Annotated in this window: 10 protein-coding genes; 5 read left to right on the forward strand and 5 right to left on the reverse strand. The window is 56.7% G+C overall.

Features of this window, described 5'->3' with window-relative positions; all coding sequences use genetic code 11:
- Positions 1 to 20: 20 nt before the first annotated feature.
- Positions 21 to 1,310, reverse strand: coding sequence for a M18 family aminopeptidase (locus tag QQF73_RS11205; protein WP_219865389.1), 1,290 nt, complete (start codon positions 1,308 to 1,310; stop codon positions 21 to 23).
- A gap of 123 nt (positions 1,311 to 1,433) precedes the next feature.
- Here QQF73_RS11205 and QQF73_RS11210 point away from each other — a divergent pair, with 123 nt between their 5' ends.
- Complete coding sequence (locus tag QQF73_RS11210) at positions 1,434 to 1,919, forward strand: hypothetical protein (protein ID WP_285368237.1); 486 nt, start codon at positions 1,434 to 1,436, stop codon at positions 1,917 to 1,919.
- A 107-nt stretch (positions 1,920 to 2,026) separates the two neighbouring features.
- Positions 2,027 to 2,647 (forward strand): outer membrane beta-barrel protein, encoded by a 621-nt coding sequence (locus tag QQF73_RS11215; RefSeq protein ID WP_285368238.1) that lies wholly within the window; start codon positions 2,027 to 2,029, stop codon positions 2,645 to 2,647.
- A gap of 3 nt (positions 2,648 to 2,650) precedes the next feature.
- On the opposite strand, the gene rlmKL is transcribed toward QQF73_RS11215, so the two are convergent.
- Positions 2,651 to 4,825 (reverse strand): bifunctional 23S rRNA (guanine(2069)-N(7))-methyltransferase RlmK/23S rRNA (guanine(2445)-N(2))-methyltransferase RlmL, encoded by a 2,175-nt coding sequence (gene rlmKL / locus QQF73_RS11220; protein WP_285368239.1) that lies wholly within the window; start codon positions 4,823 to 4,825, stop codon positions 2,651 to 2,653.
- Between the two features lie 318 nt (positions 4,826 to 5,143).
- On the opposite strand from rlmKL, the gene rmf reads away from it, so the two are divergent.
- Complete coding sequence (rmf, locus tag QQF73_RS11225; RefSeq protein ID WP_219865385.1) at positions 5,144 to 5,356, forward strand: ribosome modulation factor; 213 nt, start codon at positions 5,144 to 5,146, stop codon at positions 5,354 to 5,356.
- Positions 5,357 to 5,551: 195 nt separating this feature from the next.
- On the opposite strand, the gene QQF73_RS11230 is transcribed toward rmf, so the two are convergent.
- On the reverse strand, positions 5,552 to 6,580 hold the full coding sequence (locus tag QQF73_RS11230) for a quinone-dependent dihydroorotate dehydrogenase (RefSeq protein ID WP_219865384.1): 1,029 nt from the start codon (positions 6,578 to 6,580) through the stop codon (positions 5,552 to 5,554).
- A 404-nt stretch (positions 6,581 to 6,984) separates the two neighbouring features.
- Here QQF73_RS11230 and QQF73_RS11235 point away from each other — a divergent pair, with 404 nt between their 5' ends.
- Positions 6,985 to 8,145 (forward strand): cation diffusion facilitator family transporter, encoded by a 1,161-nt coding sequence (locus QQF73_RS11235; RefSeq protein WP_219865383.1) that lies wholly within the window; start codon positions 6,985 to 6,987, stop codon positions 8,143 to 8,145.
- A gap of 18 nt (positions 8,146 to 8,163) precedes the next feature.
- Here QQF73_RS11235 and QQF73_RS11240 read toward each other — a convergent pair whose 3' ends face one another.
- Complete coding sequence (locus QQF73_RS11240; RefSeq protein ID WP_285368240.1) at positions 8,164 to 9,663, reverse strand: RimK family protein; 1,500 nt, start codon at positions 9,661 to 9,663, stop codon at positions 8,164 to 8,166.
- Positions 9,664 to 9,864: 201 nt separating this feature from the next.
- Between QQF73_RS11240 and QQF73_RS11245 the strand changes: the two genes are divergently transcribed.
- Positions 9,865 to 10,983 carry a GNAT family N-acetyltransferase/peptidase C39 family protein gene (locus QQF73_RS11245; RefSeq protein WP_219865381.1) on the forward strand — a complete coding sequence of 373 codons (1,119 nt, stop codon included), beginning with the start codon at positions 9,865 to 9,867 and terminating at the stop codon, positions 10,981 to 10,983.
- Here QQF73_RS11245 and uvrB read toward each other — a convergent pair whose 3' ends face one another.
- Complete coding sequence (gene uvrB / locus QQF73_RS11250) at positions 10,984 to 13,041, reverse strand: excinuclease ABC subunit UvrB (RefSeq protein WP_219865380.1); 2,058 nt, start codon at positions 13,039 to 13,041, stop codon at positions 10,984 to 10,986.
- Positions 13,042 to 13,177: the final 136 nt, after the last annotated feature.

Genomic DNA, 13,177 nt, shown 5'->3' on the forward strand with positions numbered 1-13,177 from the left:
GGCATTTTTCGTTTCATGCCTCACAGAACGCGATCACGCTGCATGAATTCGGTCAGCACCCGAAATAAAGTATAGCCGTCTTCGGTACCGATGAGTTCCCGAATCGAATGCATGCCAAACTGTGGCACGCCGATGTCGAGCGTGGTTACGCCCAGGTTACCTGCAGTCAGGGGGCCAATGGTGCTGCCACAGCCCATATCACTGCGCACAACAAACGTCTGGTGCGGCAGCCCCAATTCATCGCTGATATGACGATAAACGGCTGCAGACCGGCTGTTGGTCGCGTAGCGCTGATTGTGATTCACTTTGATCACCGGGCCCTCATTCAATTGTGGGCCGTGGTTTTCGTCGTGCTTGTCCATATAGTTCGGGTGAATTCCATGGGCGTTATCCGCCGAGATCATCATGGACCGGGCAATCGCCCGAGATTTACCCGCACCGCACCAGCGCTCGAGCACGGAGGCGAGGAACGGCCCCTGGGCGCCCTCTGCCGACATGCTGCCCACCTCCTCGTGGTCGTTACACACCAGCAAAGCGGCTTCATCACCCGAGGTTTTAAGCAGCGACTGGAGGCCAATGTAGCAACTCAGCAGGTTATCCAACCGGGCGGAGGCAATGAACTCGTCGCGCAAACCGATAAAAGAGGCTTCGCTGGCGTCATAGAAACTCAGCTCATACCCCAGCACCTTGCGCACCTTCATGCCGGACTCGGTGGCAATCTGCTGGCGCAGCAGGTCGGCAAAGCTGGTGGTATCACTCTCCGGCACCTGCATGACCACCGGCGGCAAATCGGTCTGCGGATTCACCGTGCGATTGCTGTTGGCCTCGCGATCGAGATGAATCGCAAGGCTCGGGATAAAGGCCACGGGCTTGCGGAAGTCCAGCAGGGTGTCGCGCACTTCGCCGTCTTCATCCAGAACCGTCACACGGCCGGCAAGCGAGAGATCACGGTCAAACCAGGGGTTCAGCAGAACGCCACCGTACACCTCGACGCCCAACTGGAAAAACCCCTTGCGCCGCACCTCAGGGTTCGGCTTTACCTTGAGGCACGGGCTGTCTGTGTGCGCCCCGACCATCCGGATGCCGGAGGCAGAAACGTCCCGAGTGCCGGTGCGGAATGCGACGATGGAGGACCCGTTCCGGATGGCGTAGTACCCCTGATTGGGTTCGAGGCTCCAATCATCTTTCTCGTCCAGCTCTTCAAAACCAGCAGCGTCCAATTGGACCTTCATGGTCGCCACTGCATGCCAGGGCGTTGGCGACGAGTTCAGAAACTTCAACAAATCTTTGTTAAATTCAGCGTGTTCCATGATGTCCCTGATTGAATGATAATTGCCGGAACAGTATGGCATGAAGCCATGAAGCCTCATACCGGGTCAGCGGACATTCCTTATAACCGCGACCTCACTTACCTCTCAGAACTGGAGCTCAGCGTGCAAGCACCGAGATTTCTAGATATCGAATACTGCCAGACCGAAGACGCCCTGTTTCCAGTTGCCATGGCGTGGTCCCTTGCGGATGGCCGCATGAAAACGGTCGTCATCGCCCCTGAAGACGATTGGCTTCCGGAGGATGGCGACCTGGGGGATTTCGACCTCAGGTATCTTGAGGAACAGGGCGTTCCGCCCCTGGAACTGACCAGAGAGCTCCATCAGGACCTGCCGGACCAGACCGTTTATGTAGACGGCCTTGATCCGGATGAAATCCTGATCGACAAGCTCTTCAGCGCCGTCGGCCAGGAACCACCCTTCGAAATAGCCCCCATCACCGAGCTCATTACCAGTCTGGACAGCGACTCTCTTGAAGACCGACGTCGCCAGCTCATGATTGATGAGGGCCTCGAACCGCAGCTACCGGAGAATAGCGTTTACGCCCTGCTCTTGATGGCCCGGGAGGAAGGGCTGTTTGACGAAGACTGAGGCGGGGCCTGCCGGACACGGGGAAGTGTGACACGGGTCGACGTAACAAACGGTTACGCAAGGCAGAATCAGGCCCGTATATGCTCACCTCAGGAAGCCCGATAACAATGAACAAGGTTGTGCGAACGTCCCTGCTTGCCGCGCTGTTAACAGCGACACTGATGATCAACCCGGCCGCATTCGCCCAGGAAAGTGCTGCCTCGGACTCAAGGGAAGATCTCCACTATGTCGGATTGCTTGCAACCACCTTCAACCACCGCAGCATTGGCGAGATTACCAATGAGGCAGCATGGGGCACTGGCGGCACACTGATTGTCGGCGGGCACATCACCGACCTCTTTCATGCCGAATTGCGTGCCGGCGGCGGCTTTAAGGATGCCGAAGTCCCGAACAGCGATTTGACTCTCACGGTGGATTATTTCGCCAGCTGGTATATCGGCATGCACCATCCCATCACCGACTACGCCAACATCTACGGTCAGTTCGGCTTCTCTTACATCAGCGGTGAGGCTGAACTGCGCAATTCCGAGGCAGACCGCAATCGCCAGTTTCAGACCCTGGAGGGCGAGTTCCCGGACAGCGGATTCAGCGTCAGTTGGCTCGCAGGCCTCGACTTCGAGGTGATGACGAACACCTTCCTGGTGTTCGAAGGCGGCAAACTCTTCGAAGACACTGGAACGGAGGTCAACACGTTCCAGTTCTCTGGCGGGTTACGTTACGAGTTCTAGGTTTCAGCCGCGATGGCGGATATGCCAGCAGTGGTGAATGCGTGCGTTTCTTTGAAAGTCCTTATCGATGGTGCTGCGGCCCACCTCCTCTACATCAAACTCGGACGCCAGCTCCTCGTCCAGCTTGAAGCGACGGAAGTTGTTGGAGAATATCAGCAACCCCTCCGAGCTGAGACGCTGCATCGCCTGGCGCACAAGCCGGCTGTGATCCTTCTGGATATCCAACACCCCGGCCATCCTTGCTGAATTCGAGAACGTCGGCGGGTCCATGAAAATCATGTCGAAGCGCTGGTCCGGGGACGGCTTCTCCGCCAGCCAGGCCAGGCAATCCGCCTGCTCCACCCGGTGCCGCTTTGGATCAATGCCATTCAATGCCAGATTATCCTCCGCCCATCGTACGTACGTCTTGGACATATCCAGACTCAGCGACCGGCTCGCGCCACCAACCGCTGCATGAACCGTTGCCGCACCGGTATAACAGAACAGGTTCAGAAAACGCTGGCCTTTGGCGTGCTGCTGGATCCAGTGCCGGACCGGACGATGGTCGAGGAACAACCCGGTATCCAGGTAGTCCTTGAGATTGACCTTGAGCACGCAACCGTGTTCGTGGACCTGGAAAAACTCACCACTCACCGCCTGCTTTTCATACTGGCTGGTTCCGGCCTGACGCTGGCGCTGCTTACACACCATCGACTCCCGCTCGACACCCAACGCCTCAGGTATCACGGCGAGCGCCTCAGCCAGGCGTTCCCGGGCAGCGCGCTCATCAACTGTTTTTGGTGGCGCGTATTCCTGCACATGCACCCGCCCTTCGTATACATCAATGGCCAGGGCAAATTCCGGCATATCGGCATCGTAGAGACGGTAACAACTGATTCCCTGCTTGCGCGCCCACTGCCCAACCGTTTTCCGGTTTTTCTGCAAGCGGTTCCGTAACATTGCCGCCCGGTCCTCGTTGGTGATTCGAGGGGTAATTTCGCCGGGAACATCGGGTTCACGCGGCGTCATTGCACTGACTTCGTCAATGGTGAACAACAAAAGTTGGGCCGGCAACTTGCCGTTAAAGAGACGATATTGCTTGTAACTGCGCAAACCGATTGATTTTCCGAACTCCGGGGCGCCGGTAAACACCCCAAGTCGCCAGCCCGGAACCAGACGTTTCACAGCGTCACCCAGGGACTCATAGAGTGCGCCCAGTTCGCGGCGCTCGCTCAGCCGCTCACCGTAAGGAGGGTTGGTCAAGACCAACCCGGTGGACGACCACTCGCCCTCAAGCTTGAGATCCGCCAGCGGGCAAATGCCAACCTCAACCACGCCGTCCAGCCCTGCTCGCTGAATGTTATTCCTTGCAGTGGCAATCACGCGGTTGTCCTGATCGAACCCCCAAATTCTGGGCAGCTTTCCTTGTTTGCCCTCGTGCGCCCGACGCTCCGCTTCCTGACGTAATGACAGCCACATCTCCGACTGGTGGCCGAGCCATTTCTCAAAACCGAAGCGTTCTTGTTTGCGGCCAGGTGCCAGATCCAGAGCCATCATAGCCGCCTCGATCGCCAAGGTGCCCGACCCGCACATGGGATCAACAAAATCACCGCCCTCGCGCGCCAGGTCAGGCCAGCCCGCCCGCATTAACAGAGCCGCCGCGAGGTTCTCCTTCAGGGGCGCCGCGCCTTTCTCGGTCCGGTAGCCGCGCATATGGAGGCTGTGCCCACTCAGATCGATTCCCAGCGACAACCGGCCCCGATTCAATCGCGCAGACACCGTAACGTCCGGTGTTTTCGCATCCACAGAGGGTCGTTGCCCTCCGCTTGCCCGGAACCGGTCGACAATGCCGTCCTTAACCCGCTGGGCGCCAAACTGCGTGTTGCGGATAGCATCGTTCTGGCCCAGAAACGTGACCCTGAAACTGCCGTTGACCGGAATATGTTGCTGCCAATCCATGTGAACGACACCGTCGTACAGCTGGTCGCCGCTGGTGGCGTCAATCTCATCCAGGTGCAGAATGATGCGGTTCGCCAGACGCGACCACAGGCAAACCCGGTAGCCGCCTTCAAGAGTACCTTCTGCCCAGACGCCTGCAGGTGCATTGCGCACTGGTTCCAGACCGAAAGTACTGAGCTCGTCCGCCAAAAGGTATTCGACGCCCTTTGGGCAGGTTACGAAAAAGACAGATTTGGACAAGTTCTACTCCTGATTGAAGAGGCTTCAGGTAAGTTGGCGAAATTGCGGCTTTTACCTGAAACGGCCACCATCGCTTATGTCATGAAACTATAAGAAAATCGCCACATAGACGAAATAATTAGTGTACATCCGCTCGACCTTCGACTTACCTTGTAGGTGACGCGTCGTTCCGGAGGTCATTAATTGCCTCCGTTAACAGGATCCTGACTGCTCTGGCTTGAGCTGACAATAGTGGGTTTTCCCCGGAGGGGTGCCGCATGTCAGGGCCACTGCAGATGTGTACACGCATGTTCTGTTAATCCATCAGTGAGGAACGGCATGAAAAGACAGAAAAGAGATATGTACGCTCGTGCATTCAAGCGGGGTTATCTCGCTGGCGTGTCTGGTAAACCCAAGGACAGCTGCCCCATCGAACAACCAGAAGTCCGCCAGGAATGGTTAAGCGGGTGGCGAGAAGGCCGCACCGATAACTGGGAGGGTATGACCGGAGTTTCCGGCATCCACAGACTTTCCAACGTCACCTCGGCGTGACGGACATTCACTGAAACTCCGGATCTAGTCTGATCTTTTGTACACCGACAATTTGACGCAGTACGCTGACTAACCCAAACGGGGCCTCCCGCCCCGTACCATGCGAAGAAGCGCCACGGGGTTTATTCCCCGCACGGGCCCGCTAAGCGGGCCCATTCTTGTTCTGGCCCCGGCGTATTCCTGCCGATCAGGGCATTACCCCTCTTCCTTTAACTGCCGAATGGCCTCCACCGCTTCACGGATCAATGCCGGTCCCTGGTATATGAAGCCTGTGTATATCTGTACCAACTTGGCCCCGGCGCGAATTTTTTCCGCAGCACTCTCACCATCCGTGATGCCGCCAACCCCAATGATCGGCAGCGCCTCTCCAAGCTCGGCGTACAGTCCCTGGATCACTCTCAGGGAGGCTTTTCGCACTGGCGCCCCGCTCAGGCCACCAGTTTCTCCGGCGTGGCGGTGGCCAGTTACGGCATCGCGACTGATGGTGGTGTTCGTGGCTATTACCCCATCGAGTCCCGTTTGCCGCAGCGCATCAGCGACAAAACGTATGCCATCATCATCCATGTCTGGCGCGATCTTCACGGCAATCGGAACGTAGCGGCCAAATTCCCGCTCGCATTTGCCCTGCTCGTCCTTGATGGCTTCCAACAATCCCTTCAGGGAATCCCCGAACTGCAAATCCCGGAGGCCCGGCGTATTCGGCGAGGACACATTGACGGTGATGTAGTCCGCCCTAGAATACACCGAAAAAATGCCCTTACGATAATCGGCCTCTGATTCCTCGTTCGGCGTGTCCTTGTTCTTGCCGACGTTGATTCCCAGGATTCCCTGGTAGCGTCGATGGTCTACCCGCTCCAGAAGATGCGAAAGGCCTTCGTTATTGAAGCCCATTCGATTGATGATCGCCTGATGTTCCGGCAAACGAAACATTCGCGGCTTGGGATTGCCCGGCTGGGCGACCGGTGTCACGGTACCCACTTCAATAAATCCGAAACCCAATGCACCCAACGCATCCAGATGATCGGCGTTTTTATCCAGCCCGGCGGCAAGGCCAACAGGGTTCGGAAACTCCAACCCCATTACATTCACTGGCAATGCATCTATCTTCGGCGAAAAAATCTTCAGTAAACCGAGCCTGTTGGCCGCATCCAGACCGTTTAATGCAATATTGTGTGCCTGTTCAGGGGGTAGCCGGAAAAGCAGGTTGCGGATTACGCCATACATCTGAAAACTCCTTGCCAATGAGTGAGCGGAGTATACCGGAAGTTTTCCACAGCTTCGCTTTTCCATTAAGAATCAGCGCTAAATGACTGCCTGACGCACCTCCCAAGATCTTTTCCACGGAATCTGTGGATAAACCTGTTGAAAATCGAGGGGCAACGGTTTCCATCCCTTGATAACTGCGCCAATCTACAGATTGATCATTTTTTAACCAGTTATTTTATTGTTTATTTTCAGATAGTTATAATTTTTTAGAGAAGGTATTGAGTAAACATGAACAAAATGTTAGCCAGTCACAGTTCAGCAACATTGTGCATAAATAGTGCACGAGGTGCCTGAAAACTGGCCCCTCCCGTCTTCAGTAATAACGTTATAATGACACACCATCCTATTACCGGAGCAACCTGATGGAAGAGCCTGTTTCGCCGGCGCAAGGCCGTCGTGAAAATCTCGCCATGGAAATGAAGGCCGCAACCAGCGTCACTATCATTGGGATGATTCTCGATGCGGTTCTGGGCGTCATTAAGGTTATTGCAGGTACCCTTTTTCATTCTCAGGCGTTGTTGGTCGACGGTATTCACTCATTCAGCGACGTCGCATCGGACCTGGTGGTACTTGCCGTCATGAAGGTCTCAAGACAAGAGCCCGACGAAGACCATCCTTACGGCCATCAGCGTATCGAAACCTTCGGCACACTGGTTTTGGGCAGCATTCTGATTGCGGTGGGCGCGGCGCTGGCCTGGGAGAATACGTTGCGTCTGGTTCACGGCGAAGCGGACATCGTACCCGGCTGGCCGGTATTGGTCGCGGCAGGGCTATCAGTGGTCAGCAAGGAATGGATCTATCGCTATACCAGACGGATTGGCAAGGAAATTCGCTCCGACCTCATCATCGCCAACGCCTGGCATAGCCGAACCGATGCGTTCTCCTCGGTTGTCGTGCTGTTTTCCACCGTCGGCGCCATGGCCGGTATGCTCTGGCTGGACGTCCTCGCGGCGGTTGTCATTGCCGGCATTATTATTCACATTGGCTGGAAGTTCACCTGGGACAGCGTCAAGGAGCTCGTGGACACGGGCCTATCCCCGGAAGACACCGACATGCTAAAGGATATTGCGCGCCAGACCGACGGTGTCAGGAATGTCCATGAACTGCGCAGTCGCCGGATGGGGCACGACATCCTGCTCGACATTCATCTGGTCGTTCGGCCGGATATCAGCGTTTCCGAAGGCCACCAGATCGGCATGCAGGTCGTTGGCGGCATGCGGCACGCACTTGAGAACATACGGGATATCAATTTCCACATAGACGCCGAAAACGATGAGGATCAACCCCAAACCTCGGAACGCCTCCCCAATCGCGAAGAGATCCTGAATGTCCTGTCCCGGCATGTCGGCGAACTGCCGTCGAACACCCGCCTTCGGCTGCACTATCTGAAGAACAAGGTATACCTGGAGCTGTTTTTCGACACCGCGGCCGATGGCGACATACTTTCTGCCGACAGAATTCGCGAAGAACTGGCCGACTACGGCTGGTTTGGCAGTGTAAGGGTCTGGGTAAGTGGCCAGTAAAAACCGGGAGACCGGCGCCTAACGACGCCGGTTGTCCTCCATACGCGACAAAAACTCCTGCATGATCAGCGTGTAGAGCTCTCCGCCGAGAAAGCGGTCTTCCACGCCTGCATCAATACTGGGATTGTCATTGACCTCAATGACTGCCACACGGTTACCGGACTGCTTGATATCCACCCCGTAAAGTCCGTTGCCGATCAGCCGGGTAGCGTTCAGCGCCGCCTGAATGACATTTCGCGGCACCTCGTAAGTGGGCATGGTTTCAAAGTCGCCACTTTCACTGCTGGACTCACCGTGCTGATAGATCTGCCAATGCCCCTTCACCATCATGTACTTGCAGGCGTAGATGGCCCTGCCCCCAAGAACGCCAATCCGCCAGTCGTAATCGGTATACAGGTACTCCTGCGCCAGCACCAGGGCAGACTGCTTGAACAGCGTCTTCAGGCCTGCGCGCAGCGATACCTCATCCTCGGCCTTGGTGACGCCTCGGGAAAAGGCACCGTCCGGTATCTTGATGACCACAGGAAAGCCCAGTTCCGAAATGATCTGCTCCACCGACTGTTTGTGGTCCCGGGATAGAATCAGTGTCTTCGGTGTTGGCACCTTGTTGTTTTTCAGCAGGTCTGCCAAAAAAACCTTGTTGGTGCATTTCAGGATGGACACCGGGTCATCAATCACCACCATCCCTTCGGCTTCGGCCTTACGGGCAAACCGATAGGTATGATGGTCAATCGCCGTAGTCTCACGGATAAACAGGCCATCGTATTCAGGCAGCCGCATGTAATCGCGACGGGTAATCTGCTCCACGTTGATACCGAGCTTGCGTCCGGCCTTCTCGAAGCGCTTCAAAGCAAGCTTGTCGCTGGGCGGCATCTCCTCCTCGGGATTGACCAGAATCGCAAGGTCATAACGGTAACGACGCCGGGTGCGCGGTTTGCGCCAGACCATGCTGCTGAACCGGTCCAGGGCTTCCGCGAAGACATCCTGTTCCTGCTCATCCAGATCAGCCGGCGCCGCCGGTTTCATCGACTCGATCTGCCAGCCTTTTCGGCGCTTGAAGACCACTTCCAGGATCGGGCACGGAAACCGGTCAAACAGCGCGCGGGCAACAGGTTTCAGCTCCGCGTGGGCCGCCTGGCCAAAATAGGTTCGGATCCTCACCTCATGGGTGGCCTCACGCGCATCCGTGGCCGGATCAATCTCCGCACCGGAAGCCTCCAGCCAGTTCACTACGCTGTCGTCCAGTTCCTCCAGTTGCAGGGAAAAAAGCCCCTTCCGACTCAGATCGTTGAGCGTCATCACGGACGGCACCACATGATGCCCACGGGCTTCGGCCAGCAGGGAGCAATAGTAACCCCGGCTCAGGTAACGGGCACTCTGGCACAGATTGATAACCCGCACCCGGCTGGACGCGGGCGCTGAGAACTGGAGGTACTCATCGAACGTAAGGACATCTTCACTGGGGTAATAAGGAGACCAGTCTTTCGCACGATCGACGACTATGAGCAAACGGGACATTAAAGGCGCTCCTCCCTGAAGGTTCGACCCTGATTATTTTTGGCAACAATACGCTTGAGCCGAAACCTGCACAATCGTTTGCTGATGCGTGCTTTTACGCATACTTCAGCTATTTTTCAGTCATCGGCTCTGGCTCATAATAGCGCCGCCAGGAAAGTTCACCGGCCTGCCCACCAAGACGCTCACCAAGGCTCCGATAAAATGTCCTTACTCCAGATCAGACAGGCCATACAGACCGATCTCGACGACCTAGTTCAGCTGGAGAATCGGTGCTTCTCTGAAGACCGGATATCGCGGCGCAGTTTCCGTCGATTTCTCGACATGCCGCGAGACCGTCTGATTGTTGCGACCCTCGATAATGCACTGGTGGGTTATTGCCTGGTCCTGATGAATGCAGCGACCCGGCTTGCCCGCATATATTCGATCGCCGTTTCACCGAAAACCCGGGGCCTGGGTGCAGGCGAGAAACTGGTGCGTGAGGCGGAACGTGAGGCGGTCAACGCCGGTCGCATCATCATGCGTCTGGAAGTGCGTGAGGACAACCATCCGGCAATCAATCTATACAAGCGCCTGGGCTACCGACAGTTCGGCACTTACCGGGATTATTACGAGGACCATGGCAACGCCCTGCGCTTCGAACGCCGCATTCTGTTTTACGAACCCTCCAAGCAATTTTCCCCCGTGCCCTACTACCCGCAAACGACGGATTTTTCATGCGGGCCCGCGGCACTGATCATGGCCATGGCGGCACTGGATGAAAAACAACCGGTCACCACGCTGGAGGAACTCAGACTCTGGCGCGAAGCGACCACCATTTTCATGCTGGCCGGCCATGGGGGCTGCGGGCCCCACGGACTGGCACTGTCAGCCTGGAATCGGGGATTCCAGGCCAGCGCCTGGATCAGCAAGGAAGGCGCCCTGTTCAAGGACACCGTCAGGAGCGAGGAGAAGAAGCGGGTACTGGAACTGGTACACGAGGGCTTCCTGCACGACATCGGCCAGACCGGAATTGAATTGCATCACGACCCTCTGACGCTGGAGGGCATGGAGCAGGCTCTTCAGCACGGCCGCATCCCGGTCATCCTCATCAGCACCTGGCAACTGAATCGAAGCCGGGTTCCTCACTGGGTGACCGTCTGCGCCATAGACGAACAGTTCGTCTACCTGCACGATCCGGAAATCGATGTCGAGGCCGGCGAAACCGTGGCCGATAAGCAGTATCTGCCCATCGACCGCCGGATCTTCAACAAGATGTCCCGTTACGGCCGTCTGCAACCACTTCAGGCGGCCGTCATCGTCGGCCCCAAACGGGGCAACTGATCAGCCGGTACGCAAAGCTGCTTCTTTCAGGTCGGAAATCTCATCCCGGATCCGTGCAGCAGTCTCAAAATCCAGATCCGATGCGGCCTTGTACATCTCGTCTTCGAGTCTTGACACCTCTTTGAGCACCTCTTCGGGTGACTTGTTGCCAGTCTTGGCCCGATACCGTTCCGCTTCCTCCGCAGCCTTCTGACCCGGACGCTCGCCCTTCCGGCGGCCTCGACCGCCACCACCGGCGCCTTCCATGATATCGGCAATCTTCTTGTTCAGTCCCTGAGGCGTAATCCCATGCTCTTCGTTATGTGCAGTCTGTTTGGCGCGCCGGCGTTCGGTTTCATCAATGGCTCTCTGCATGGAACCTGTAATCCGATCCCCATACAGAATCGCCTTGCCATGTATGTTCCTCGCAGCCCGGCCAATGGTCTGGATCAGTGACCGTTCAGACCGCAGGAAACCTTCCTTGTCCGCATCAAGAATGGCTACCAGCGACACCTCCGGCATATCCAGGCCCTCCCGCAGCAGGTTGATTCCGACAAGAACGTCGAACTCACCACGCCGAAGGTCCCGGATGATCTCAACCCGCTCGACGGTATCGATATCGGAGTGGAGATACCGAACCTTAATGTCGTGTTCCATGAGAAAATCGGTAAGGTCCTCAGCCATCCGTTTGGTCAGGGTCGTCACCAACACGCGCTCCTTGATGGCCACCCGGGAATGGATCTCCGAGAGCAAATCGTCGACCTGAGTGGACGCGGGCCGGATCTCGATCTCCGGATCCAGCAAACCGGTGGGCCGGACCACCTGCTCCACAACCTGCCCGGAATGCTCCGCCTCATAGTTGGACGGCGTTGCCGAGACAAAGATCATCTGGGGCGCGATACGTTCCCATTCATCGAATCGCATGGGCCGGTTATCCAGCGCGGACGGCAATCGAAAGCCATACTCCACGAGGGTCTCCTTGCGCGAGCGGTCGCCTTTGTACATAGCACCAATCTGGGGGATGGTCACGTGCGACTCGTCCACCACCAGTAGTGCATTGGGTGGCAGGTAATCAAACAAAGTCGGCGGTGCTTCACCGGGACGGCGTCCAGACAGATAACGCGAGTAGTTCTCGATACCATTGCAGTAGCCCAACTCCATCATCATCTCGATGTCATAGCGGGTCCGCTCTTCGAGCCGCTGCGCCTCCACCAGACGATTGTTGTCGCGTAACTGCTGCAGGCGCTCGTCGAGTTCGACCCGGATATTCTCCACCGCATCCAGAACGGTCTGGCGGGGCGTAACGTAGTGCGACTTCGGATAGATCGTGACCCGGGGAACCCGGCGCAGGACCTCGCCCGTAAGCGGATCGAAGTAACTGAGGTTTTCTACCTCGTCATCGAACAGCTCGATCCGGATGGCCTCCTTTTCGGATTCTGCCGGAAACACGTCAATCACGTCGCCACGAACCCGGTAATTGGCCCGGTGAAACTCGATATCGTTGCGGGTGTATTGAAGTTCGGCCAGCCGACGCAGGATTAAGCGCTGGTCAATCTGGTCGCCCCGGTCAAGGTGCAGCATCATCTTCAGATAGGATTGAGGGTCACCCAGACCGTAGATGGATGAAACCGTGGCCACGATGATTGCATCCGGCCGTTCCAGCAGGGCTTTGGTCGCAGACAGCCGCATCTGCTCGATGTGCTCGTTAATCGATGCATCCTTCTCGATGAAGGTGTCGGACGAAGGCACATAGGCCTCGGGCTGGTAATAGTCGTAATAGGAAACGAAGTACTCGACGGCGTTATTTGGGAAAAACTCCCGGAACTCGCCATAGAGCTGCGCGGCAAGCGTCTTGTTGTGCGCCATCACAATGGTCGGGCGCTGAATCTGCTCAATGACATTCGCTATGGTAAAGGTCTTGCCGGAGCCGGTTACCCCCAACAACGTCTGGTGCGCCAGACCTGACTGAATGCCATCTACCAGACCGTCGATGGCCTTTGGCTGGTCACCAGCAGGCTTGTAGGGCGAATCAACCTTGAACACACCCTCTTTGTCAGCACTGGACTCGTTTTTGGCCATAATAGGCGGACAACCTCCGGTTTTTTGACAGACACAGCCCTTGCGCAGGCCCGAACCGTCGAGAAATTTAGCGTTACGCCGGCTTCATGATACCATCAGTGCGATCGACGGCTGGGCGAAAATCAGCCAGCTCCAT

It is taken from the genome of Marinobacter albus (genome assembly GCF_030238305.1).
GTDB classification, from domain to species: domain Bacteria; phylum Pseudomonadota; class Gammaproteobacteria; order Pseudomonadales; family Oleiphilaceae; genus Marinobacter; species Marinobacter albus.